This window comes from uncultured Chryseobacterium sp., from assembly GCF_913776365.1.
In the GTDB taxonomy this organism is placed as follows: Bacteria; Bacteroidota; Bacteroidia; order Flavobacteriales; family Weeksellaceae; genus Chryseobacterium.
In genome coordinates this window covers 1-25,690 of record NZ_CAJYMO010000172.1, presented here as the reverse complement: position 1 = coordinate 25,690, position 25,690 = coordinate 1, and the positions used below count along the sequence as shown (strand labels likewise).

Sequence of the window (25,690 nt, the reverse complement as noted above, 5' to 3'; positions counted from 1 at the left end):
ACATCATGAGGTTAACTTTACCGTTCAGGAAGGACTGGATGCCGTAAGGGATGTGATTTACCATCTGGAAACCTATGACGTGACTACCGTACGCGCCTCCACTCCTATGTACCTTCTGGCAAGGGTCATCAAATCAATGGGCATCAAGATGGTGCTTTCCGGCGAAGGTTCCGACGAGCTCTTCGGCGGTTACCTGTACTTCCATAAAGCGCCGAATGCAAAAGAATTTCATGATGAAACCGTACGGAAACTGGGAAAACTGCACCTGTATGACTGCCTGAGAGCCAACAAAGCCCTGATGAGCTGGGGCATCGAAGGCCGCGTGCCGTTCCTCGATAAGGAATTCATGGATATTGCCATGTCCATCAACCCGAAGGACAAAATGGTGAATGCCGCGGAAGGAAAAATTGAAAAATGGGTACTCCGGAAAGCTTTTGAAGACCTGCTGCCCGAATCCATCGCATGGAGACAGAAGGAACAGTTCTCCGACGGTGTAGGCTATTCGTGGATCGACACCCTTAAATCGGTTGCCGAACAGGAAGTAACGGACGAAATGATGGCCCACGCAAAATTCAGGTTCCCGCTGAATACCCCGCAGAACAAGGAAGAATACCGGTACCGGACTATTTTTGAGGAGCACTTCCCAAGCGAGACGTCAGCCGCCACCGTTCCTTCTGTTCCTTCCGTAGCCTGCTCCACACCGATCGCCCTGGAATGGGATGAAGCCTTCAAAAACATGAATGACCCGAGCGGAAGAGCCGTGAAAGTGCATGAAACCTCGTACGGGGAAACTGCGGAAGCGTAAAAGGTGAATGGTCAATGGTGAATGGTCAATTTTCGCGGGAGTCTTTGTTCTGATTTTTGTTTCTTTTACAGCTGATCTATCTGTAATTATCAGTACGAAAGTAATGCGATATTGGAAAACTAAAGGGCGCAAAAGTTCTGCACACATTACGTGGTAGGAAGCCGGAATTTTATCAGAGATAAATTTTGTATCGCTCATTACGGAAATGATGTCAAGAATTGAAGAGACAGCCATCAGTATAAATGGTAAATACCATAAATGCCTCCGCCGGCTACTGACAACCCATGCGAAATAAGGTAGAAATACAATCCTGGAAAAGCTTGAATCCATCCCTGAAATACAGGTCGGAAAATGCAAATATTCTTCCTGGCTTACCCTGATTTATCTTTCTTTAAAGCAGGCTACCCCTAAATATTTTATTAATCCCGTAGCAATACGGGATTTTCTTTTGAATACCCGCTAACAATATTGTCAGAATTTAACCGTTAATCAAAAATAATATCTAATAAATAATTATATTTGGAAATCGAAAATATCAATTATAAAAAAATGAGAAGAAACATTACGCTCTTATTTGCTGTATTATCTATGACATTCGTATTCGGACAGGGAAAATATGGGAAATACCTCAGCTCCAAAAAACTTGCGATGACGTATAAAAGCGTGAAGGAAAGCGATAAAGAAGATTTTTATCAGCAATACTACTGGCTGGTAAAAGCAGAGCAGCTGAAAACATATCCTCACCTGAAAGAAGTAAAACCTAAGGTCCTCTATGAATTCGTAAAGAAAGTGAACCCGCAGAATCCTACCAAAAAACTGGATGCCAGAGGAAAAGAACTGAGAGAAACTGCAGAATTATCCCTGAACCAGTATTTTAAAAATAAAAGCCTGGAGAACAACTCCGTCCTGATGTATAACCTGGAGACTTACGTAGATCCGTCGAAAGGAGAATACTACACAAAGGTGGATCCGGAAAAAATCAAGGAGCTGGTTCCGAAAGAACTTTTTGCCTTTAATTCAGCCAACAGGAATACCGGAGAAGATAAAACCTATTACCTGTGGATTGACAAATCAAAAGATGATTTTAATATTGTAGACATCATCCCTGAAGAAAAAGAGAACAAGGCTTTTTATACAAGACTGAAGCAGTACTTGCCAGGCTATAAGTTTTCCAAATACGTACCTTCCGTAAAGAAAGGGACCAAAACAGACAGAACGGATGCAGACTATTATTATATCATGCCTTTCGAACAGAATACCGATAATATTGAGTACAAGACAAAGGATTTCAAAACCTACGAACTGAGCCAGTACAAAAAAGCCGGCGAAGAATGGAAAGGGGTAGAAAAACCTAGAAGATAAACCGAAAGTCCTGTGATTGCCTCACAGGACTTTTTATTTTTATACCGTCTCAAGGCGTAAAGGAATAAATATTGCTGTACCCAGCAGCAATCATTCTTTATTTGCTGAATTTAAAATAAATCCGGGCGCTTACGTTCCGGTGAAAATACTATGTCAGAAGCAGCTTTGCCATCCACTCCGGTAAAAAAAATATTACCGCTCATCCTTGCCACAGCCATCTTTATGCAGATGCTGGATTCCACCATCCTCAACACTTCCCTGCCGGCCATCGCCAGAGACCTGAAGGAATCGCCGCTCGATATGCAAAATGCCATCATCAGCTACGTGCTGACCCTGGCCGTTTTCATGCCGGCCAGCGGTTTCCTGGCCGACCGTTTCGGGACCAAAAAGGTATTCATCTTTTCACTGGTTCTTTTCGGCCTGGGTTCACTCTTCTGCGCACTTTCACAGAACCTCACCCATCTGGTGATCTCGCGGGTGATACAGGGAGTCGGCGGAAGCCTGATGACCCCGGTCGGTAAGCTGGCCCTCATTAAAACCTTCGATAAAAACGAATTGCTGAAAGCTATGAACTTCGCCATCATCCCGGCGCTGATCGGTCCTGTCTTAGGTCCCTTAGTAGGAGGCTATATGGTGGATTACCTTTCCTGGCACTGGATTTTTCTGATCAATATCCCTATCGGAGTCATGGGAATCGTGCTCGGACTGAAATATATGCCGAATTACCGCTCGGCAGATGTGGATTTCGACCTTAAAGGATTCCTCATTTTTGCGGCGGCTTCCCTTCTGCTTTCTATTTCCCTGGAACTGTTCGGGGATATGCAGAATATCACACCGGTACTTGTGGTCTTTATTCTCGGTTTTCTCTTTATGTACTATTATTACCGGCACGCCAAGCGCGATGACAGCCCTATTTTCCCGCTGAGCCTTTTTCAGGTAAGGACTTTCAGGGTGGGAATCATCGGGAACCTGGCTACCCGGCTGGGAATCAGCTCCGTTCCGTTATTGTTGCCGTTGATGATCCAGATTGCCTACAAACAATCGGCCGTAACTTCCGGTTGGATCATTGCCCCGATGGCCGTTACGGCTATGTTCGGAAAATCGTATGTCATTAAAATTCTGGATAAATTCGGGTACCGGCAGACGCTGATGACCAATACTTTCATCATCGGGACCCTGATCTGCTTACTGGCTATTCCGTCCATCCATACTTCGCTGTACTGGTTTATCCCGATCATTGCCGTGCTGGGCTTTTTTAATTCCATCCAGTTTACTTCCATGAACACCATTTCCATTGCCGACCTCCGGAATTTCCAGACCAGCAGCGGAAATTCGCTGATCTCTGTCAACCAGCAGCTCGCCATAGGGTTCGGGATTGCCTTCGGACTTATCGTTTTAAAAATCTTTGAAAATACAGACCTCATCAACGGTGAAATGCATAATGCCTTCCGGTATACCTTCCTCACCGTAGGAATCCTCACCATCATTTCCGGACTTGTCTTCCGCAGACTGCACGTATCCGACGGAAAAAACATGCAGTCGAAGGAAGATTAAACCTCGTAGGTTTTCGAAAACCTATGAGGTTTAAGCAGCTCCGAAGTGGTTAAACCAGCCAGGAAATTCATATGTTTTATTGAAAAGTATAAACCTGATGAGTTTTAAAAATCCATTAGATTTATCAGAATTTAAACCAATCATCCTATGATAACAACGTCGGTGCGGCCATCCGTTATTGCATCCCTAACCTCACATCCATTACAGATCAATCAGTATTCACCATTGACTCGTGAAAATTTTCAGGAGCTTTTTCCCGCTATCCACTGTATCTTTTTCTGCCTCTGCTGCCTGCCGCCCGAGAAAAAGGATGCCGTTCCTATCGGGGCTACGAAGGCAATCTGGTGCGACAATCAAACCTCATAGGTTTTGAAAACCTATGAGGTTTAGAACTGTCTGCCTGTACGGCAGCACCTACTTTTCCACGTAGTAAGTATCTCAAATAAGGTAATACATTGTTTTTGAATTGTAAAATCCTGCTGGCAAATAGCAAAAAGCGAATTGCGATCCGCTACTTATCACAGATCAATGCCGTATTCCTTTCCGTTGTATAATTTTGTTCACGGAATAAAGAAATATCAAAATTCAGGTACCTGCCCTGGCCGGGATTTATCTTTTTTTCTTATTTTTATAGACGGTGGGCAGCAGAGGCTTATTGTCTGAAACGGAACATCTAAAAAATTAAATTTACATTCTATGTCAAACATCGGACTAATTATCGAAGAAAAATCAGCGGATATCGGAAACTTCCTGGTCGGGAGGCTTCTGCCTTTCCGGGAAAAGAGAGCCGTCGGGCCTTTCGTTTTTATCGACCATATGGGACCCGCTGAACTGAAGGACTACCAGAATCTTGAGGTTCCGCCACATCCGCATATCGGACTTTCTACCTTAACGTATCTGCTGGAAGGATCTATTTTCCACCGTGACAGCCTGGGAAGCGCACTGGAGATCCAGCCCGGAGCCGTTAACTGGATGACGGCAGGAAGAGGTGTGGTTCACTCCGAAAGGACGCCTGAATACCTGAGGCATTCGGATAAAAGGCTTCACGGTTTCCAGATCTGGGTAGGCCTTCCGAAACATCTGGAACAGTCGGAACCGACTTTCCATCATATCGAAGCAAATGAAATCCCGGTTTGGGAAGAAGACGGGATCCGGTATAAACTGATTGCCGGGGAAGCTTTCGGCAAAAAATCACCGGTTCCCGTTCACAGCAAACTGTTCTTTATAGAAATCAAAACAAAGGAAGCGAGGAAAATCAGCATCGGAAAAGACCTTTACGGCGAAGCTGCCATGTACGTTCTTGACGGGACGGTCACTACAGACGGCAACGCCTACGGATCCAAACAGCTGATGATCGCCAAGAACACCCAGCTCTGCGAGTTCGATATGAGTGAGAACGGAACGGTATACCTGTTCGGCGGCGAGCCGTTTGATGAAGAGCGCTTTATCTTCTGGAATTTCGTGAATTCAGACAAGAATAAGATCGAAGAAGCCAAGATAAACTGGCACGACCAGAACCATGATGCTTTCCCGCTCGTTCCCGGAGACGAAGAAGAATATGTCCCGCTTCCGAAAGCCATCTTAAACCGGAAACTGTAAGCCGGAGAAACGACCGGAGGTTGCCCGTCCGGTAATATCAGGCGACCGCCGGAATTCAGACCCATTAAAATACCATAAGCATGACCGTTACCGTAAAAGCAAGTTTAGGAAAAGAAAAATATTACACGGAAGTTACCGCCGGCGAAAATAGCCTGATCACGGATGAACCCATAGACAAAGGCGGACAGAACAAGGGCTTCAACCCTTTCGAGATCATGGCAACTTCCCTGGCCAGCTGTACGGCTGCCACCCTGAGAATGTACATCGACCGGAAAGAATGGGAAGTCGAAAAGATCAATATAACCGTTGACCTGGAACATTTCCCGTTAACCAAAAGGACCATCTTTACAAGAACGGTGGGTTTTGAAGGAACACTTCCTGATGAAGAACAGATGAAAAGGCTGCGTGCAATTGCCGATGCATGCCCTGTCCACAAGATACTGACCAATGAAATAGAAATACTCACCAAATTTTCATAAAAATGATTGAAGTAAAACAAAACAACGACGAGAAAAGAGGAAGCTTTGAAGCATTCCTGGACGGAAACCACGCAGGACTGATGACCTATACCTGGGCCGGGGAAGACCGGTTTATCATAGACCATACGGAAGTGGAAGAAAGCTATAACGGAAAAGGTGTCGGCAAGGAAATGCTGGAAGCCGCTGTGGAATATGCCCGGGCAAACAGCAAATCCATCATCCCGCTATGCCCTTTTGCCAAGGCCATGATCCAGAAGCACGAGGAAATGCAGGATGTCCTGGTAAACAATGCACAGGCATAACTTCCGGGCTCAAACCGTTCACCAACATTACCTTCCGCCAGTCCGGAAGGTTTTTTTTTCAGCGGAAGAGAAAAAAACTATATTTGCTGAAATTTAAATGTAAGAATGAATCCCGGAACTACTCTTCTGCTGTTTGTATTTATTTATTTCGCCGGCCTTTTGGTGATTTCCTACTTTACCAGCCGGAACTCAGACAACCAGTCTTTTTTCATCGGTAACAAAAAGAGCAAATGGTGGCTGGTTGCCTTCGGGATGATCGGCACCAGCCTGAGCGGAGTAACCTTTATTTCCGTACCCGGTACCGTAGGGAAAATGACCGGCAGCGAATATATCTATGGCGGATTTGAATATTACATGATGGTGATCGGGTTTTTCATCGGTTACTTTATTGTAGCCGCCATTCTTCTTCCCCTTTATTACAAGATGAACCTGACCTCCATTTACACCTATCTGGGAAAACGGTTTAATGTGGAAGCCCATAAGATCGGATCGGTGTTTTTTATCATTTCCCGGGCCATCGGTGCTACGGCAAGGCTTTACCTTGTAGTCAATGTGCTCCAGATCTTCCTGCTGGAAGGCCTGGGTGTACCGTTCTGGGTAACGGCAGCCGTACTGCTCCTGATGGTGCTCCTGTATACTTTTGAGGGCGGCGTGAAAACCATCGTGATTACCGATACGCTGCAGACTTCTTTTATGATCATCAGCCTCGTCGCCTGCATCGTTTATATTTTATCCCACCTGAACCTGTCCTTCGGGGAAGCCTATACCATCCTGGAACAGAAAAATTATACGCATTTTATCAACCTGGATCCCAATTCCAAAACATTCTTCCTGAAAACCATCTTAGGCGGGATTTTCATTACCATCGCCATGACCGGCCTGGACCAGGAAATGATGCAGAAAAATATCTCCGTAGACAGCCTTCAGAATTCCAAAAAGAATATGCTGACCTTTGCCGGAACACTGCTTTTCGTTAACCTTGCCTTCCTTTTTCTAGGCGGACTGCTGTATCTTTTTGCTTTACAGAACGGTGCGGAATACGGGCAGATCAGCGGAGAAACGGTGACGAATATTTTCGGGTTCAAGGATTCCGCAGGAAACATCAGCAATATGATGGGCGACGACCTTTTCCCGGCTCTTTCACTTCAGGGACATTTCCCGATGATCATTTCCGTAATTTTTATCATCGGACTGATTTCCGCGCTGTTCCCTTCTGCCGACGGAGCCCTGACTGCCGTTACAAGCTCCTACTGCGTAGACCTGCTGAACCTCAATGGTGACAGGACCAAAACGGAAAAGGAAAAGAAAAAGTTACGGATGAAAGTACACCTGACCTTTACCGTGGTTTTCTTTGTTTTAATTATGGTTTTCAAGGCTATGAACGATAAATCGATTGTTTACCTCATTATGGAAATTGCAGGCTACACCTACGGGCCGCTGCTCGGGCTGTTTGCTTTCGGGATTTTCACCAGATTTAAGATCTCGAAAAAATATTCGATCCTTGCCGTTACGATCATCGCACCGTTTCTTACCTACTTCATCAATTATGCAGTCACCACCTATACCGATTACCGCATCGGCGTGGAACTGATTGTTCTGAACGGGCTGCTTACCTTCATCGGGCTATGGCTGGTGAAGAATAAGAACTACCTGAGGGTGGTGTAATGCGGATGGCTTCTGGCTTTTGGCTTCTGGCAGTTATTAATCGGCTACACGGTAAAGCTTGATCCATGTAATTTTTATTATAACCGCAGACTGGATATTTATTCAGCTGACCTTCAGCTTATAATTATTTCCAGATGTAAAAACTGTGATGATAACTTAGCCGATCGCAGCCCCATAATAAAAAAAACACCTTCATTAAACTGATGAAATGAACGTCCGTATTTAGGTTTAAAAGATCACAGGAGCTGAGGATAAAAACTTTTGTAAAAAATAAAATTTCCCCGGGCCGATGAAAAGCCGGGAGACAGCATTTCCGGAAGACACGCTGCGATATCATGATAAGTATACTTAGCCGGAGGTTCAAGACTCCGGAAAAGTTAGGGAATCAGACTTTCAGGGAAGTTTTCCATTTCCGTAAGCCAGTAAAAAATTGTAAGTTTGCATGCAAATAAATCTTATATAATGAGTAAAAGTATCGAAGAGCTGAAATCTCTTACTACACAAATCAGAAGAGACATTTTAAGAATGGTTCATGCTGTAAATTCCGGTCACCCGGGAGGAAGTTTAGGTTGTACGGAATATTTTACCGCCCTTTACGGAAAGGTAATGAATTATTCCCTTCCTTTCACGATGGAAGGCAGGAATGAGGACCACTTTTATCTTTCCAACGGACATATTTCTCCGGTATTCTATTCTACCCTTGCCAGATCAGGATTTTTTCCGGTAGAAGAGCTCAAAACGTTCAGAAAGCTGGATTCCAGATTACAGGGGCATCCGACTACCCATGAAGGGCTTCCGGGGGTAAGAATCGCTTCAGGTTCATTGGGCCAGGGGCTTTCCGTAGCACTTGGGGTAGCTCAGGGGAAAAAGCTGGACGGAGATCAGTCTTTGGTATACTCACTGCACGGAGACGGCGAACTCCAGGAAGGTCAGGTTTGGGAAGCTTTTATGTATGCTGCCGCTAAGAAAGTGGACAACATCATTTCCACCATCGACTATAACGGGCAGCAGATCGACGGAAGCACAGAGAATGTGCTTTCCCTGGGAAATCTTCACGCCAAACTGGAAGCTTTCGGATGGCTTGTTCTGGAAGAAAAGAACGGAAACGACCTGGAAGCGGTAATTGCCATTCTTGAGAAAGCAAAAACCGAAACCGGAAACGGAAAACCGGTAGCCATTATCCTTCATACCGAAATGGGCTCCGGAGTGGACTATATGATGGGCAGCCACGCATGGCACGGAAAAGCTCCGAACGACGAGCAGCTGGATACGGCATTCAAACAACTCTATCTGGAAGCACCTGCGGATTATTAACCCCGCAGTACAGGTTCCTACCATCTTTAATCCTTAATTAACAAAGAGTAAAAAAATGAAATTTACATATACAGAAAAGAAAGATACACGTTCAGGATTCGGAGCCGGATTGGCTGAACTTGCAGATACAAACCCGAATGTGGTAGCGTTGTGTGCCGACCTGATCGGGTCCCTGAAAATGGAGAAATTCATTGAAAAAGCACCGGAAAGATTCTACCAGACCGGAATCGCTGAAGCCAACATGATGGGCCTTGCCGCTGGACTGAGTATTACCGGAAAGATTCCTTTTACCGGAACATTTGCCAACTTCTCCACTTCAAGGGTGTACGACCAGATCCGCCAGTCGATTGCCTATTCCGATAAAAATGTAAAAATCTGTGCTTCCCACGCCGGGCTTACCCTGGGAGAAGACGGGGCCACCCACCAGGTTCTTGAGGACATCGGAATGATGAAAATGCTTCCGGGCATGACGGTGATCAACCCGTGCGATTACAACCAGACAAAAGCAGCTACGTTAGCCATTGCCGAACATGAAGGCCCTGTATACCTGAGGTTCGGAAGGCCGGTAGTACCGGTTTTCATTCCGGAAGACATGCCGTTCGAGATCGGAAAAGGAATTCTTCTTCAGGAAGGAACCGATGTCACCATCGTAGCAACAGGCCACCTGGTTTGGGAATCGCTTGTAGCGGCGGACGAACTGGAAAAGGAAGGCATTTCCTGCGAAGTGATCAATATCCACACCATCAAGCCTCTTGATGAAGAAATCATCCTTAAATCCGTTGAGAAAACAGGAAAAATCGTAACGGCTGAAGAGCACAACTACCTTGGAGGATTAGGGGAATCCATTGCCGGAATGCTGTCCCGAAAGAGACCTACCCGACAGGAGTTCGTTGCAGTAAACGATACCTTCGGAGAATCGGCGACCCCTGCTGAACTGATGAAGAAATATAAGATTGATTCGGAAGCCGTAAAAGAAGCGGTAAAAAGAATTTTAGCTTAATATTCCTTTTATATAATACAGAAAGCATCCTTTTTACAGGATGCTTTTTTATATAAGAGCCAGATTACTGACAGCTTTTTTTATCAGTATCTGAATGCATCAGGCAACCATTCCTTTTGCATGCAGAACATTAACGGGCATTATCAGCTTTTCCTTTATTTCCCTTCTAAAAACGGTAATCTTTGACATACCGGCATTTCTGCCCCGTGTCAGATATCCGGCTTATAACCGCCGTCTCCGAAACACTATTGCACATGTTTTATCGAAAATAACCTACTTAAAAAACTTCCATTTCGGGATAATCGCCAGCATCCCGAAGCCGGTGAACAGAAAAAGATTGGTAACATCGGTGTACAGGAAAGTAGACAGATAATAGTTATGCATAAAGAAATGCAGGATCAGCAGGGCCGGAAATGCGAACATCCCTATTTTGCGGTAAAAGTACATCAGCACGATGCTGACGGCCATCAATGCATCGATACCGAAAATCATGAAAAAATACCATTCCGGGATATTCAGGTAGTCGTGCTGGAGGTATTCGTCCAGATCAATTCCAAAGCCCATCACGGTAAACAGCATCAGGGCTGCCATCGCAAGAATAAATCCCCATCCTTTCTTAGGGTCCTCATCAAAATAGCTGTATTCTTCCATAGGTACAAAAGTAAAGAACTTATGAGAATTTTCATAAGTTCTTTGCTATAATTTCGTTTACTATTTGATTATATGGAGATCGCATTGATCAGTCTGTTCTTGTCGCTCAGGTATTCCTCCATGGAGATCATACTTTCGGTTCTCATCACATCCTGAATATCATCGATCTGATAGATAATCCTTTTTGCATCTTCCGTATTTTTTGCCCGTACTTTGCAGAAAATATTATATTTCCCGGAAATAACGCTGGCTTCAATTACGTTAGGAATGCTGGTCAGTTCCTTCAGTACTTCCTGAGTCCTGTTGGATTTGGTAAGTAAGATCCCGATAAAAGCTGTGAAATGGTAGTCCAGCTTTCCGTAATCAATGTTCAGAGATGATCCCAAAATAATACCTGCATCCTCCATCTTTTTCACTCTCACGTGAATTGTTCCAGCAGAAACGTCCATCTGCTTTGCAATCTCTGTGAAAGGCATTCTTGTGTTCTCTACTAAGAAATCAAGAATCTTCTTGTCTATTTCGTCCAGTTGATAGTTCATATTAGTTAAATTACAATTTTCTTAAAAAATCAATCAATTTTTTGCAAATTTATAAAAAATTATTTGACTAAAAAAATTATCTCAAACATTAACAATAATTAACACATATGATAAAAATCATTGGATAATAGCAATTATTTAGGGTCTGATTTTACAGAATCTGTTTTTATTTCAGTTTCTTTCCGGCGCTTCTTTTTATCTTTCTTCCTTCCAAATAAAGAATTAAAGCTCTTGCTCCAGACTATACCTGTCCCATAAGCCTGATTAGCAGTTCCGTTTGATCCGGCTCCGTTCAGGGTACCGATATTAGAAGGTTTGGAATACCCTCTCAGGATAAGGCTTCCGTCGTTTTTCTTCGAAATATCATATTCAATCGTTCCTTCCCCTGAAAGATAGTTGGCTTCCGTGTTTTCCGTACGGGTGAGCGGGATTCCCAGTCCTGTCTTTACTTTTACCCTTGGCGAAAGGGAGAAGCTTACCCCGGCATTGGCCCGGTCGCCGATATTGGAATACTGGTCGCCCTGCACATAATTAAGGTCGATCTGGAATTCGTTGCTCATGGTGTTCAGTACGGAACCGAGCTGTTTCAGCAGGATGTTGTAACCTGAAGATTCAGCTACCCCGGCTACGTCAACAGCCACACCGCCGGTCCTGGAAACGTTAAAGCTGTTCAGAAGAAGAACCGAACCAAATTGCAGCACCTTCTCTCCTTCCTGGCTCATTTTTGCCGCCAGCGTTTCTTTTACCTGGCTGGAGACATCCAGTGCCGTAACATCCAGGTCGACTTTAGGATCCGTAAGCGATTGTGTAATATTGGCCTGCAGCAATATGCTGATGGGCTGCAGGCTTCCCATATTCAGGTATTCGCCTGCATTGGAAACCATCCGTACGTAATTGGCTGTGATATCAAGTGCCGGCTTCATGGCATCACCATCCCAGCGTATGCTGCTTCCTTTTTCAATCTGGAAGGTTTTATTCAGAATTGCTTTTGAAACGAAGGTTCCGTTATCCACGCGGTAGGTTCCGTTCATGGCAATATTGCCCTGCCTGCTCATCTGGAACCGGAGCTTTTCAGCCGCTCCCTTTACCATAATGTTTCCTACATCATCCCCGATCAGTACATTTACCGTAGTCCCTTTGTCCACATCCAGTGCAAAATCGATATTCATATTGGCACCGCTCTTTTTCTTTTCCTCCAGGGTAACCAATCCGTTTTTTCCTTCCTTCAGGAATCTCAGCATCTTGAATTCCTCCACATTGGAAGTGGATCCGGAATTAAAGGTGAAAGTACTTCCGTTCAGTGCCTTCATATTCGGGGTAGAAAGGCTCAGCCCGGAAACCGGCCCGTCCACATAGAGGTCTCCCTGCCCGTATACCCTTCCCCAGAAGAGATCATAATCTTTCTGGGTGGTATTCAGTACCAGAAGATTATCGGCACGCATCACAAGGTTGACACCCATGGAAGAAATGGTCTCAAACTGGATAGCCCCGGAGATGTTCCCCTTTGAATTGGTTCTTCCGTCATGCACTTCAATATTATTGAGGATTGCCAGTCCTTTGCTCAGCTGGATTACTGTATCGTCAAAGGAATAATCCACGCCGGTAAACAAAAGTTTCAGTCCGAAACTTTTCAAGGCTATATCACCGCTGTAATCGAGGTTGCTGAATTTCCCGCTGATCTTAAGGTCTCCGGTTGCTTTTCCTCTGAGGTTTCCGAAAACGGTGGTGACGAACTGCTGGGCGAAAGCCACATCAAAATCCCTCATTTCCGCCGTAAGGTCTATTGTAGGGGAAGAAGTATTGTTATTTACGGTTCCCGTCACGTGGAGGCTGTTATTCCCGATCACCCCTGCGGAATTTACTTTGATGTCTACATCATAGACATTGAGGGAGAACCCGTTGGTTGCCGAAATGGTAATGTCTCCCATATCGTTTCCGTTCATCATAATGTCATCAATCGTCATATCTACCAGAGGCTGGAGGGTCTTTTTATCCATCCTGATCTTTACGTTTCCGTTTGCCAGGCCTTTGATGTTGAGCTTATTTCCGTCCGCCTGCATTTCCAGCAGCTTTTCAATGGCAAAGTTATCTACTTCAGCTTCTACATAAAAGTCTTTGGCTGATTTGAACTGGGCATCCTTTATAAACAATGCACTGTTATCCGAATAGATCCGCAGGTTCTGTATATCGAAATCCCCTTCCTTCTTACGATAGGTGATGGAATGGTTAAGATCAGGGCTGGTATCGATGGCCCAGGTAACATCATTGAACTTGACTTCCGTAGGTTCAAACCTGAAAACGAAATCGCCGCCGGCATTGGCAGACTGGTTGACATTGATCGCATAGGACTTCATATTGTCATCCAGCTCATCTTCGGGGCTGCCGTGCTGGAACTTTGCGGCGAGGTGAAGCACCGTATTGTTCTCGTTCCTGCCGCTCAGGGTAATGTTTTTAAGGATATTCCTGTTGTAGGCCACCCGGCTGATTTTCGCAAAAATCTGTTCGTCCAGATTAGCCGTGTTGATCCTTACCATCATGCTGTCTATCATGGCACTGTCCCTGGTGATATTGTTCCTGTCGTTGATTTTATAATCAGGATTTGCGGCGGCCAGCGCTTTGTCAGCCTCGGTAATCTCTTCTTTCTTCGTCATGATGTACTTCAGCGATGCCGCATCTGCATTCAGGATGAGATGGTTTGAGTTTCCGTCGTACTGCCCTTCTACGGTTGCTCCCTGGGGCAGCTTCAGATCCGGCAGAAAATAGCTGACCAGCCCCTGCTGCACATCAAAGTTCATACTGAAATTCTGCCCTCTGTACAGCTTTCTAGGAGCCGGTCCTACCAGGATTTTATTCAGTCCGTTTTCCACCATCCCGGCCAGGTCTCCCAGGTTATACCGGCCCGAAATTTTTCCGTTTACAGCTCCCGGGGCATCCACATCAATCACGCGGCCCCCATTCTGGATAAAGGTCTTCAATTTGGCATTTGGAATCAGGTATTTCTGGGCAGCGGTGGCGAAACTGATGCTGTTGGCTTCCACATCCAGGGTAAGGTCATTCAGGGAAGACATGGCCATTTTGCCGTTTACTTTTCCGCTGACGATCTGGTTTCCGGGCTTTCCGGTAAAGTAATTCATGTTCAGGTAGCCCACATCGGCATTTACATCCATGGTAATCCTGCGGGTACTGAAATCAACCAATCCTTTTATAGTAGCTTTAGCCTGTTCGTCATCAACCGTGATGAGGCCGTTGTATTTCTTATGATCCAGTAATCCGTCGAGGTAAAGGTTGTTGATTTCCTTGTTCATGATCTCGATGCTGGTAATCCTTGATCTGGTAACGAGCCTCATGGTGTTGACATCGAAGCTCTGACCATTGATATCGAATCTCCCGGAAATGAGCCCTACCGATTTGTTCTTTGTAATGACGGATGTATTGAGGTCCTTCACTTCGGCAATTCCCACAAATTTCGGCACCGGGGAACTGTAGTCTGACAGGGAAAAATTCGTTATTTTCGCCTGACCGATTCCGGTCATCAGGTTTCCGGACGATACATACACGCGTTTTGGAGTTACACTTGCCGTTCCGTTGTATTTCAGTTTACCGAAATCATCGGCAAAATTTTTCATTTTCGTAGCGATAAAAGAAGGCATCATCGCTTTCAGGTCTTTATAAGTGAAATCTGCAGAAAGGTCTTTGGTTTCAATCAGGAAATTTCCTTTCAGCAGCCTTTCCACATTCATGGTTTTTGTGGCAATGTTTACATCCGGATTCCGGATCAGGAAATGATCCAGCCTGAAACTGTTGAGCGGGCCGGCCATTTTTCCGGAGATGTTAAAAGGTTTGATATTGTCCCAGTTGGTCACGAAATAACTGATGTCATATCCGCTGAGCTGGCTTCCCAGCTGGAGGTCCATATCCCACTTTACCTTATCTGCAAAATCCGACCAGGATCCGTCATCATGAAGATTAAATTTAATATCGCCCTGCAACAGCGAATGATCGGTATTCAAAGTCAGATCTTTCAGAAATAAAAAATCCTTCGTCATCGAAAGTTCGGTGGAAAATGTATCGACAAAGTGAGGTTTCCCCCACCGGGTGGTAGTGAAGGTCATGTTATTGATCTGCGCCGATATATTCCGCCCGTCTACTTTTACATTGGGAGCTTTGAGGTTAAAGCCGGTTGCGGTAAGCCATTTTCCTTTTTCTCCCGGAGAGTTCAGGTTTACGATGGAAACTCTGGAATCCAGAATCTGCAGTCTTGAGTTCAACTGAAAAGGGGGTTTGTTCGGATCTTTCTTTTTCCCGCTGTCAAAAAGCTGGGTAAACCGGATAAAATTGGAGATGCTGTCTCCTTTATAGGTAATTACTTTGATATCCGCATTTTTCAGGATAAGCGAACTGAAGCTGAGGGAATTGTATTTTCCGATATTGGTGGCCAGCGAAAACCAGTCTGAACCGGCGGTAAATTCTTTTGCCGTGATAAAGTCGTAGCCTTTATAATCCTTTATTCTTAACCCTTTGATGATAACATCTCCAAAGAAGTTCACATCCACACTTTCGGTAGACATCTGCGCTTTGAAGTCGCGGTTTACAATCTGCAGGGCCTGATCGGCAGCCCACCGCTTGGTAACCGGGAGGTTGATGATGATTAGCACTAAAGCGACCAGCCCGATGACCAGCCAGAAGAGAATCAGCAGAAGCTTGGCCCACCAGGAATAACTGGTAACATCCTTTACGGCCTGCTTCCCGAATTCCCCGGCGGTCTCTACCGGATGGGTAATGGCATCAGCAGCGAGTTCAGAAGCTTCTTTCACCGTTTCCTTCACCTTGTCCCCGGCATTTTCAACGGCTTTCTGCACCTGATCTCCCAGGTTTCCGGCTACTGATTTTTTATTCTCATTCTCGTTATTATTCTCTAACTTTGCCATTACTATGAGCGACTCTATAATTTTAGGAATTGAATCGTCATGCGACGATACCTCAGCAGCGATCATTCAGGGAAATACCATTCTTTCAAATATCGCTGCCAATCAGGCCATTCATAAAGAATACGGAGGGGTTGTCCCTGAGCTTGCCTCACGTGCCCACCAGCAGAATATCATTCCCGTGGTTGAAAAATCTCTAACCAAAGCAAATATACAACAAAATGCAATTTCTGCCATAGGATTTACACGCGGACCCGGATTGCTGGGATCGCTTCTGGTAGGAACTTCCTTTGCCAAGTCCCTGGCAATGAGCCTTGATGTTCCTCTTATTGAAGTCAACCACCTGCAGGCCCATATTTTAGCCCATTTCATTGAAGATGCAAATCCTATGCCGCCCAAATTCCCTTTTCTGTGCCTTACCGTGAGCGGCGGGCATACCATGATTGTGGTGGTAAAAGACTACTTCGATATGGAAATCATAGGAAAAACCACCGATGATGCCGCCGGGGAAGCTTTCGATAAAATCGGAAAAATATTTGATCTGGATTATCCCGCAGGCCCGATCATCGACAAGCTGGCCAAAGAAGGAAATCCGGACGCTTTCACATTCAATAAACCGAGACTGGAGCATTATGACTATTCCTTCAGCGGAATCAAGACGTCTGTTCTGTATTTTATCCAGAAGGAAGTCCGGAAGGATCCTGACTTTATAAAAAACAACCTTCAGGACCTATGCGCTTCCGTTCAGAAATGCATCATTGAAATCCTGATGAATAAGCTGGAAAAAGCAGCTAAAGATACGGGGATCAGGGAAGTGGCCATTGCCGGCGGGGTTTCTGCCAACTCCGCACTACGGAAAGCAATGCAGGACAACCACGAAAAGCTGGGCTGGAACATCTACATCCCGAAATTCGAATACACTACTGATAATGCAGCCATGATTGCCATGGTGGCCCAACTGAAATTTGAGAGAGGCGAATTTACAGACCTGAGAACAACGGCAACCGCGAAATACGATTTATGAAAATATTGTTGGAAGAAAAAGTACTGGGGACACATTCCAGGAAAAACTCAAAGTATTACTGGGTACTGGAAACCATTACAGGAAAAAATGAAGTTACAGAGACATCCGGAGAGGAAGATTATCTGATGATCAGTTCGGAGACCGGATATGTACAGAACATAAAGGAAGAGGTCATAGACAAGATCAATTCGGAAAATGTATTCAGTTTCGCCTATATACCCAAAGAAGGGGATTATCTGTCGATCAAGAATAATTTGAGAAAAAACGAATATCTGAACTTAATTTTCATGAACAATAAGTGGATTGAAGAAATTTACGCCTGTTCATACAGGGACTGCGAAGGCGATGTTTATACAACCATAAAAACCGGAGTTGCTTTTCTGAGCGAGAATGAGATTACATTTTAAAACACCATCCTTTTTATATGAAACTTTTTTACGGGGAGATCAATGGAAACCATGTAATGATCAATGACGAAGAACAGCAGCACATCATAAAAGTTCTCCGCATGAAAGACGGTGAACAGATTCATGTTACAGACGGAACGGGAAACTTAGCTTCGGGAATCCTGATGATCGAAGGGAAGAAAGCAAACATCAAAGTAACTGAAATCAAAAACCGGCTTCCCGGCTTTAGCCCGGGGCTCCACATCGCCATTGCGCCTACCAAAAATATTGACCGGATTGAGTTTTTTGTTGAGAAGGCCGTTGAAATGGGCATTTCGGAAATCACTCTGCTGCAGACGGAAAAAACCGAACGCAAGAATATCAATATCGAGAAGCTCAGGAAACAGGGGATTTCTGCTTCCAAACAGAGCCTGAGGGTTCATTTTCCTGTAATTCATGACCTGATAAAAATCCAGGATTTTCTTAAAAATACAGATCCGGAAACTACTTTTGTCGCGCATTGCCATGAAAACCTGGAAAGAACGGAACTGAAACAGATAAAAACCTGTGAAAGCCTTACTTTCCTGATCGGTCCTGAAGGGGATTTTTCCGAAAGAGAAATTGCTATGCTGGCAGAAAAAGGAATTATTGCCGTCTCACTGGGCAACCAGAGGCTGAGGACAGAAACGGCAGGGATTTTTGTGGCTGCCTGGAATTACATGAAAATCAGCGGACAACTGCATCCTTCAGAGACATAACTTTCAGCTTTGCTATCCATGGATAAAAAACATGATATGGAAAAAGGCTGATTAAAACAAAATTTTTAGCATCCCTGAAATCTGCCAGGATAAAAAAATCGGTATACCAATGGAAAATGTAAAGGAATACCATGACCAGCGTCAGATATCGTCTGCTGAAAGCCCCCAGAAAGCTGGACGCCTGTACCACAATAGCCCCAACGGTAATCACTACCCAGGCATGCTCATGATCATACAGATGAATCATCCACTCCGGAACCCTGACATCAGCCATCCAATAATTATCGAGGGTATTGATTTTTGCAGCACCCGGGTCCAGCCATGTCATTCTGCCGGTATGTTTCACTACGTTTTTGGCAATTCCCAGGAATTTCGAAAGGCCGGCTAAACTGTAAGTAGCAAGAATACCCAGATAGAAATACTGTACCCAGCGGTAATCCTGTTCTTTTGTCATTTTCCCGGGTAACAGGAAAATGGCCATAAAATATCCCATGATGACCAGATGATTATTATGCCCGATACTGAAATTCAAAGATATAGGAAAATTAATAACAGCGATCAACAGGAAAATACAGAAATTCAGCAGGACGCTCTGGCGGAACCAGGTGATGATCAGCAGGGAAGCACAGACCAACAGCAGTGCTCCGTAGAGAAAAGGCCCCGGATATTCCGGGAAAACGAGTTTCTGAACAGAAAGAAAAGGTTCATAAATCTCCTTAGGCCACCGGCTGATCCTACGGTAATCGAGATATTGCCTGAAGAGCCAGTACAGACCGAAAACACGCATTGCATAGTAGGTAATTTTATAGTTGAATACCGTAAGTTGTCTGTAATTCATCATAACGTACTGATCAATGTTTTTTTAACCGTAAAAGAAGGCCTGCCCAGATCCTGCGGATGATACGTTTCTTTATACAACAACAGGCGATCATATTCAGGACGGCAGCTTTTCATAAAAATCCTTATTTTCCGTATATTGCCTGCCCTCTGCTCATTATTTTCGATTTTCTTTCCGTAAAATCCTACAATCAGCGCCTGATTATTTTCATCATAGATTTCAGTAGCTTCATAAGGCACCCTGAGCGTGTCCCTGCCTGTCACCCTGTAAATCCTGTAACTTTCCTGCAGGTTTTCACTTCCGCTTGGGCTGGTAAATAGCTTCCAGCTAAAGAACGGATATATTTCTTTTCCGCCTTTCTCAATGAGATAGAGTGATACCAGGGACAGCAGAAGAGAGATGAAAAAGAGATATCGGGTATACTTTTGCATAACTATTTTCATTTCATTTCATTTCATTTAATTTAATTTCCATCAGGTCCGTAAATATATTCAGAACTATTATCAGGATTCGGATTTCTTATTTTTCTCATATTCCTTATGGCTGATGAAGGTCCCGTTATTGTTGATCCATAACCTGTCGGCATACCAGTTCATACCGATTTCTTTGGTCAGGGTAATATCATCGGCTCCGTCGAAATTAACATCTTCAAAATGAATTTCAAACTCATCCGCATTGAGGAATCCCCAATCTGAAACAGCTTCAAGATCCTGCACCCTTTTTCCGGTATATATTTTAAGATGCCTGTACTCTACGGTACCCTCTTTTACGGTATAGAAAAGTTCAGCTGAAAGGTTATTTTTTCTGGTCACTTTAGAATAATTCCCTTCTTTTAACAGATCGGTATAAGTATCATATGCTGTACTTTCCGCTTCAGGAACCTGCGAACTGCCGAAGCGGGCACCGATGCTGTCCTTTACAGTTGCTCTTAATAGACCTCTATTATTGTCCTCTTTGGCACCCTATCAGCAGGATGATAACAAAGATAGGGGCCCTGTTCATATCTCAATACTGTTATCGAGCAGATATTTATCATAAATCTGCTGGCCGCTCCTGATCGAGTTTACTGCCCACCGGATCTTCATCTTAAGGAGTTTCTCCTCACCCAGCTTATAATCAATGCCTGATTTTATAAGTTTTTGCTTTAATTCATACATGCAGATGGACGCCGCCACTGAAACGTTGAAGCTTCTGGTAAACCCGTACATCGGGATGGCCAGGGTCTCATCGGCAAAATCCAGGATTTCCTGTGAAACGCCTTCCATTTCAGTCCCGAACACCAATGCCATAGGTTCCGTTACTTCATACGCAGGCAGCATTTTCGCATTGTTTTCCAGGGAAACGGCCACCATTTTATAGCCTCTGTCCTTAATCTGCTGAAAGGAATCCATATTCCGGGGCAGCTTCTCTACTTCCACCCAGGTATCTGCACCCTTGGTGACCCGCAGGTTAGGCTCAAAACTGTATTCTTCCTGCAAAGCGACTACCTTATGGAACCCACAGGCCTCAACGGAACGTACAATCGCTGCAGCATTTCTGAACTGATAAATATCCTCGATCACCGGAAGGATAAAATCTGAGCTTTCCGGTGCGAAATGCTCAATTTTCCTCAATCGCTCTTCCGTCAGGAATTGCTGTAAATACTCATAGGTGTTTTCTAAATCTTTCATCTGCCCTGTCTTTCTTTTCTCTGTATGAATAAAATGCACATGATAAAAGGCGCAATCCCGGAAAATCCGTTTTAAACCTTTCACCTGTTTCAAATTTTTGCAAATTAACGTAATTTTGGGGAATGATCCTGACCGGGGAATAAAAATTAAAAAAGTCCTATGAAAAGAAAAGTCCTGTTGATCTATACCGGAGGTACCATCGGTATGGAAAAAGATTACGAGACCGGAAGCCTCCGCGCCTTTGATTTCGGAAATATTTTTGAAAAAATGCCTGAAATGAAGCTGATGGAATGTGAAGTCTTTGTGCATCCCTTTTCAAAACCGCTCGATTCTTCGGACATGGGACCGGAAGAATGGAAAATCATCGCTCATTATATCCGTAAAAATTATGACCGGTACGACGGCTTCCTCATTCTTCACGGAACTGATACGATGTCTTACACTGCCTCAGCGTTGAGCTTTATGCTGAAAGGGCTGAAAAAACCCGTTATTCTTACCGGCTCCCAATTACCGATCGGGGATCTGCGGACAGATGCCAAGGAAAACCTTCTTACCAGCCTGTATTATGCCAGCCTGTATGAAGGAAATGAGGCCGTCATACAGGAAGTGGCCATCTATTTTGAATATAAGCTGCTGCGGGGCAACCGTACTCTGAAATATTCGGCCGAATATTTCGATGCCTACGCAAGTCCTAATTACCCTATTCTCTGGCAATCGGGCGTTCACCTCAATATCATCAGGGAAAACCTGTACCGGTGCGATCCAACCGTTGACTTCCATGTAGATGACCATATTTCGGAAGATGTGATCTTCTGGCGGATCTTTCCGGGCATGAACCTGAACCATTTCAGGGAAATCCCGGAAATGAAAGTGCTCATCCTTCAGGTCTTCGGATCCGGAACTATTTTCAGCAGTGAAAAAACCGTGGAGACCCTTCAGCAGATCAGGAACAACGGCACCGAGATTGTGGTGGTGAGCCAATGTATTTCAGGAGGGATCTCGTTCGGTAAATATGAGAACAGCAATATTTTTTCAAGAATCGGTGCCATCAGCGGAAAGGACACCACAGCAGAAAGCGCAATTACCAAAGCCATGCATTTACACGGCAACCCCAACTATACGGGAACCTTCGCCGAGAACTTCTCAAGGAGCCTTTGCGGAGAAATTTCAAATTAAATTGCACAAAAATTTGGTAGTTTAAAAAATTATCTTAATTTTGCAATCTCAATAAAGAAAGGTGTCCGAGTGGTTGAAGGAGCTACCCTGGAAAGGTAGTATACGGGTAACTGTATCGAGGGTTCGAATCCCTTCCTTTCTGCAAATAAAAGCGCTGATTTTCAGCGCTTTTATTTTTTTTAATCGGTATGAAGTCCGATCCTATCGATATTTCATTTTCTACAATACATACATCATTGGGCTGAAACTAAAAGTTTTCAACATAAAAATCCCGGCCAATGGCCGGGATTTCATCTGAAAAGAACGGATTCTTTTCAAACATCAATTTAATTATATGAATGAATGTGTGGTGGTCAGTATCATCCTGTTCGTTAATTGCACATGGTCAGGAACTGGTGGCTCATCTGCACTTTGAACTTTGCATCAGCCTTACATTTTGCATGGATGGTGTATTCCGGAGCCAGGATTTCTTTCAGCTTATTGTCGATAAATGCAGCGATCTGGACTACCGAGAAAATAAAATCCCTGTACACGGCAATATTAACCGTACGACCCTGCACCGGAAGATAAGCTTTCAGAAAAGGAATAGTGGCCTGATGCTGATTGTAATTAATGCAGTATCCTGCTCCGTCCCTTGAAGTAATTACCCTGTAGTCGTTAATAAAATCCAGAATATTTTTAGGCTCCGTTCCCTGGTTTCCAGATAAATGAAGGTTGATCTTATCCAGAATATGCTGGGCATACTCCATCATGGTAACCGTTTTCCATTCAAAAACATGGCTGAGGCTCTTTGCGTTTCCGGCAGCAGCCCTGTGGCTGGACGCTGCGCTGAAAGAAATCCCCATTTTCTCCTGGTACGGAAAAAAACAGTTCTTGATCTGGATCGAGGCGTCCGGCTGCAGCCTGTCATTGGCAAAGTTATAGTACAGATATGGCTTGTACAGGTTGGCCAGTGCCTTCAGATAATCGGTTTCGGAAGTAGTATGGTATTCTTCAAACCATTTTTCGAGGTTATCGTAATAACGGTTTTCAAATTCTTTAAAGGTTAAATATAGCGGCAATTCCATAGCTCTGATCTTTTGTTGAGGCAAAGCTAATACGGTAATGCGACAAAACTTGTCGTGTTATATTTTAATTCTATTTTTTTTCGAATTTAATCTAAAATAATAATTAAAATAATGCTATTCAATTAGTTAAATTTAAATTGCATTTAAAAAAATCTTATATCCATTCTATTTGTCGTAATTCCTCATCATAAACTCAAAGTAATGAATCATCTTCATATAGTTTTCGATGCTGAGGTATTCGTTGGTGCTGTGCATGGACTGCTTTTCAGCATCGTTGATCTTAACGGGCATAAAACGGTAGATGTTTTTGCTGACGATCTGGTATTTGTAGGCATCCGTAGCGCCTACCGTGAGATAAGGCGTTGCCACTGCTGAAGGATGGATCTTCCTGATAGCGGCTTCAATAAGCCTGAAGGATTTGTTATTGACAGGGGAAACAGCCGACGCTTCCTTTACCTGGTCGATATCTTCTATCTCCACTTCAAATCCTCTGACGGCTTCAGCAATATGTTTTTTAACATCCTGCACCGTATTACCGGGCAGCAGCCTGAAGTTCACTACGAATTCCACTTCCGGGGAAAGTACATTTGGCGCATCGCTGCCTTTCATCATGGTGAGTGCGGTAGTGGTCCTTACTAATGCATTGGTGGAATTATTTTTTGTCAGCTTTGACAGGAGCAGCGGTTTCAGCAGCCACTGGTTGGCAATGGCCATCCGGTTCATGAACGGCATCGATCCGCCGATATGGGTGAAGAATTCATTCATCAGCGGCGTTACCATCGGCTTCATCTGGTCGTGTTCCAGCCGTTGCATAATGACTGTCGCCTTTCCGATAGCCGTTTCCAGCGGCGGCATTGAAGAGTGTCCTCCCAATCCTTTCACCTTTATTTTAACGGATAGAAAGCCCTTCTCCGCACAGCCGATGACGGCTACATCAGCATCAATTCCGGCCACACTGCCTTTTTCCAGGATAAGTCCGCCTTCATCATAAATGGCATCAAAATGAATGTTCTTATGCTTAAAATATTCCGCGATCTTTGCAGCACCCTGTTGCCCTCCTACTTCTTCATCAAACCCAAAAGCCAGGTAAATGTCACGCTGCGGAACATATTTGCTTTTCATCAGATTGTTCATCGCCTCCATCAGGGAGAACAGCATGCCTTTCATATCGATGGCTCCCCTTCCGTATACCCTTCCATGCGCCACCGCTCCCGAAAACGGTCCGAAATCCCATTCTTCCGCCACTTTTGCAACCGGCGGCAACGCCACATCATCCGGCCTGAAAATATTCCCGCCTTTATCTTTCACCTCCGCATCGCCGGGAGGCACCACATCGGTATGGGAAAGGAACAGAACAGGATCCAGTGCCGGATTGCGTCCTTTCAGCCTGAACACCAGTCCATAGGTATTGACTTCTGTAAACTCCGTATTTTCATACACCAACGGATAGGACGCTTTCAAATAAGCCTTGATGGTATCGAAGCTAGAATAATCAAACTCACCCATTTCACCGGCGGAAACGGTAGGAATTTTAAGCCCGCCTGAAAAACGCCGTACCGCGGAATCGTCCCGTACGGCTTTCCAGCCCTGCGCCGATCCTGCACTGGCTTTCTTAAACGGATAGGTAATGGTTCTGATCAAAACGATGATCAGTAAGATAATAATTATGCTGATAAGGATGAAGAGGAGTTTTTTCATGATCGTTTAATGAGTCTGAATGTTTTTAGACTACCTTCTGTCTGAACTTCGAAGTTATCAAATAAGGGCTTATGCTGCAAAAATATTTTTGAATTGTTCCAATAACGTAAAAAAGTTAATAATTAGTCTGGAATATATAACAAAAAGAGGCTGCCCAAAAAGTTTGGGCAACCTCCATATAATTATCAGCACGTTTAAGATATATACTATTCTTAAAACATTATCGTAACCCAGATGAATCCGGAAGTTTTTTTACGAATTCTTCCATTTGTATATCTTTCATACCCTCATGCTGAAGGTAATGTTGGACTTTTAACGCTTTATTATAATCTTTGTAAGATATTTTATACATTAAGATCCCAAAAGAAAATTTTGACATGCCCACTCTGATATCTTCCATATCCGATTGATGAACCTCACCTACTTTTTCAAGCATTTCTGCAAAAGAGATCAATTGCTGAACTATATAATAGATTTCTTCCTCAAGAAAAACCGTAGATAATCTAAACCAAAAATGGTTTAAAGAAAGAATCTGTCTTTTTTTAAGACCGTATTCATTCATCCTATGAGCATATTTTACTTTATCAGCATCTATACACGTATTTGAGATCAAAAGACCAATTACCTTTCTGGGATTAATCTGATCTGAATAAAAATTTCTCAATTCTCCTATATCTGTCCATCCTGCTCTGTGTAATGACAAATCTGCTTGATTTAAGTAAGCAAATAAAAAGACACACAAATTATATTCTAAGAGTATGTTTAAAAAAGATTTGTATTATTTATCTGATTTTATTGAGGATAATTTGACAATTTTGCCATAATATCCAATATACCTGACTTTCAGGTGTCTTTTCATGGTCTTTATCCAGCCTTCT

23 protein-coding genes and 1 tRNA gene are annotated in these 25,690 nt (G+C 44.0%); 14 read left to right on the top strand and 10 right to left on the bottom strand.

What is annotated here, in order from left to right; all coding sequences use genetic code 11:
• From QZ735_RS08720 to QZ735_RS08680, 9 genes are all read left to right on the top strand, one after another.
• The coding region (locus QZ735_RS08720) for an asparagine synthase-related protein (RefSeq protein ID WP_294247000.1) at window positions 1-805 on the top strand (805 nt) is incomplete at its 5' end.
• Between the two features lie 519 nt (window positions 806-1,324).
• Window positions 1,325-2,167 (top strand): hypothetical protein, encoded by an 843-nt coding sequence (locus QZ735_RS08715; protein WP_294246997.1) that lies wholly within the window; start codon window positions 1,325-1,327, stop codon window positions 2,165-2,167.
• Between the two features lie 150 nt (window positions 2,168-2,317).
• Complete coding sequence (locus QZ735_RS08710) at window positions 2,318-3,721, top strand: MFS transporter (RefSeq protein ID WP_294246994.1); 1,404 nt, start codon at window positions 2,318-2,320, stop codon at window positions 3,719-3,721.
• Between the two features lie 696 nt (window positions 3,722-4,417).
• A complete protein-coding gene (locus QZ735_RS08705) occupies window positions 4,418-5,320 on the top strand; it encodes a pirin family protein (protein WP_294246991.1) in 903 nt (300 codons plus the stop codon).
• 80 nt (window positions 5,321-5,400) lie between these two features.
• Complete coding sequence (locus QZ735_RS08700) at window positions 5,401-5,799, top strand: OsmC family protein (RefSeq protein ID WP_294246990.1); 399 nt, start codon at window positions 5,401-5,403, stop codon at window positions 5,797-5,799.
• A 2-nt stretch (window positions 5,800-5,801) separates the two neighbouring features.
• Window positions 5,802-6,101 (top strand): GNAT family N-acetyltransferase, encoded by a 300-nt coding sequence (locus QZ735_RS08695; protein WP_294246987.1) that lies wholly within the window; start codon window positions 5,802-5,804, stop codon window positions 6,099-6,101.
• A 105-nt stretch (window positions 6,102-6,206) separates the two neighbouring features.
• Window positions 6,207-7,766, top strand: a complete 1,560-nt coding sequence (locus QZ735_RS08690; RefSeq protein WP_294246984.1) for a sodium:solute symporter — start codon at window positions 6,207-6,209, stop codon at window positions 7,764-7,766.
• A gap of 462 nt (window positions 7,767-8,228) precedes the next feature.
• Complete coding sequence (locus QZ735_RS08685) at window positions 8,229-9,080, top strand: transketolase (protein WP_294246981.1); 852 nt, start codon at window positions 8,229-8,231, stop codon at window positions 9,078-9,080.
• A gap of 55 nt (window positions 9,081-9,135) precedes the next feature.
• Complete coding sequence (locus QZ735_RS08680) at window positions 9,136-10,080, top strand: transketolase family protein (RefSeq protein WP_294246978.1); 945 nt, start codon at window positions 9,136-9,138, stop codon at window positions 10,078-10,080.
• A 273-nt stretch (window positions 10,081-10,353) separates the two neighbouring features.
• On the opposite strand, the gene QZ735_RS08675 is transcribed toward QZ735_RS08680, so the two are convergent.
• The 3 genes from QZ735_RS08675 to QZ735_RS08665 form a co-directional block, all read right to left on the bottom strand.
• Window positions 10,354-10,731 carry a hypothetical protein gene (locus QZ735_RS08675; protein ID WP_294246975.1) on the bottom strand — a complete coding sequence of 126 codons (378 nt, stop codon included), beginning with the start codon at window positions 10,729-10,731 and terminating at the stop codon, window positions 10,354-10,356.
• Window positions 10,732-10,799: 68 nt separating this feature from the next.
• Window positions 10,800-11,270 (bottom strand): AsnC family transcriptional regulator, encoded by a 471-nt coding sequence (locus tag QZ735_RS08670; RefSeq protein WP_042723244.1) that lies wholly within the window; start codon window positions 11,268-11,270, stop codon window positions 10,800-10,802.
• A 134-nt stretch (window positions 11,271-11,404) separates the two neighbouring features.
• A complete protein-coding gene (locus QZ735_RS08665) occupies window positions 11,405-16,198 on the bottom strand; it encodes a translocation/assembly module TamB (RefSeq protein ID WP_294246973.1) in 4,794 nt (1,597 codons plus the stop codon).
• Window positions 16,199-16,202: 4 nt separating this feature from the next.
• Between QZ735_RS08665 and tsaD the strand changes: the two genes are divergently transcribed.
• The 3 genes from tsaD to QZ735_RS08650 are packed head-to-tail and all read left to right on the top strand — an operon-like array spanning window position 16,203 to window position 18,363.
• Window positions 16,203-17,219 (top strand): tRNA (adenosine(37)-N6)-threonylcarbamoyltransferase complex transferase subunit TsaD, encoded by a 1,017-nt coding sequence (tsaD, locus tag QZ735_RS08660; RefSeq protein WP_294246970.1) that lies wholly within the window; start codon window positions 16,203-16,205, stop codon window positions 17,217-17,219.
• Window positions 17,216-17,626, top strand: coding sequence for a hypothetical protein (locus QZ735_RS08655; RefSeq protein ID WP_294246967.1), 411 nt, complete (start codon window positions 17,216-17,218; stop codon window positions 17,624-17,626). Before tsaD ends, QZ735_RS08655 begins: the two co-directional genes overlap by 4 nt.
• Window positions 17,627-17,643: 17 nt before the next feature.
• On the top strand, window positions 17,644-18,363 hold the full coding sequence (locus QZ735_RS08650; protein ID WP_294246964.1) for a 16S rRNA (uracil(1498)-N(3))-methyltransferase: 720 nt from the start codon (window positions 17,644-17,646) through the stop codon (window positions 18,361-18,363).
• Here the strand turns inward: QZ735_RS08650 and QZ735_RS08645 are convergent.
• The 4 genes from QZ735_RS08645 to QZ735_RS08630 all read right to left on the bottom strand — a co-directional run bounded on the left by QZ735_RS08645 (window position 18,332) and on the right by QZ735_RS08630 (window position 20,871).
• Entirely contained in the window at window positions 18,332-19,204 is an 873-nt protein-coding gene (locus QZ735_RS08645; protein WP_294246959.1) for a hypothetical protein, read from the bottom strand. The genes QZ735_RS08650 and QZ735_RS08645 overlap by 32 nt on opposite strands.
• On the bottom strand, window positions 19,201-19,644 hold the full coding sequence (locus QZ735_RS08640; protein WP_294246956.1) for a hypothetical protein: 444 nt from the start codon (window positions 19,642-19,644) through the stop codon (window positions 19,201-19,203). The genes QZ735_RS08645 and QZ735_RS08640 overlap by 4 nt, the downstream gene beginning before the upstream one ends.
• Before the next feature lie 60 nt (window positions 19,645-19,704).
• Window positions 19,705-20,013: a hypothetical protein gene (locus QZ735_RS08635; RefSeq protein WP_294246953.1), complete on the bottom strand. Its 309-nt coding sequence runs from the start codon at window positions 20,011-20,013 to the stop codon at window positions 19,705-19,707.
• A gap of 186 nt (window positions 20,014-20,199) precedes the next feature.
• Complete coding sequence (locus QZ735_RS08630; RefSeq protein ID WP_294246950.1) at window positions 20,200-20,871, bottom strand: RNA methyltransferase; 672 nt, start codon at window positions 20,869-20,871, stop codon at window positions 20,200-20,202.
• A gap of 159 nt (window positions 20,872-21,030) precedes the next feature.
• On the opposite strand from QZ735_RS08630, the gene QZ735_RS08625 reads away from it, so the two are divergent.
• Together QZ735_RS08625 and QZ735_RS08620 are read left to right on the top strand one after the other, a co-directional pair.
• Window positions 21,031-22,047: an asparaginase gene (locus QZ735_RS08625; protein ID WP_294246946.1), complete on the top strand. Its 1,017-nt coding sequence runs from the start codon at window positions 21,031-21,033 to the stop codon at window positions 22,045-22,047.
• A 55-nt stretch (window positions 22,048-22,102) separates the two neighbouring features.
• Window positions 22,103-22,189 (top strand) — tRNA-Ser (locus QZ735_RS08620).
• A 229-nt stretch (window positions 22,190-22,418) separates the two neighbouring features.
• Here the strand turns inward: QZ735_RS08620 and QZ735_RS08615 are convergent.
• The 3 genes from QZ735_RS08615 to QZ735_RS08605 all read right to left on the bottom strand — a co-directional run bounded on the left by QZ735_RS08615 (window position 22,419) and on the right by QZ735_RS08605 (window position 25,515).
• Window positions 22,419-23,114, bottom strand: coding sequence for a hypothetical protein (locus QZ735_RS08615; RefSeq protein WP_294246943.1), 696 nt, complete (start codon window positions 23,112-23,114; stop codon window positions 22,419-22,421).
• A gap of 165 nt (window positions 23,115-23,279) precedes the next feature.
• Complete coding sequence (locus tag QZ735_RS08610) at window positions 23,280-24,812, bottom strand: M20/M25/M40 family metallo-hydrolase (protein ID WP_294246940.1); 1,533 nt, start codon at window positions 24,810-24,812, stop codon at window positions 23,280-23,282.
• Between the two features lie 220 nt (window positions 24,813-25,032).
• Entirely contained in the window at window positions 25,033-25,515 is a 483-nt protein-coding gene (locus QZ735_RS08605; protein WP_294246935.1) for a hypothetical protein, read from the bottom strand.
• Between the last annotated feature and the right edge of the window lie 175 nt (window positions 25,516-25,690).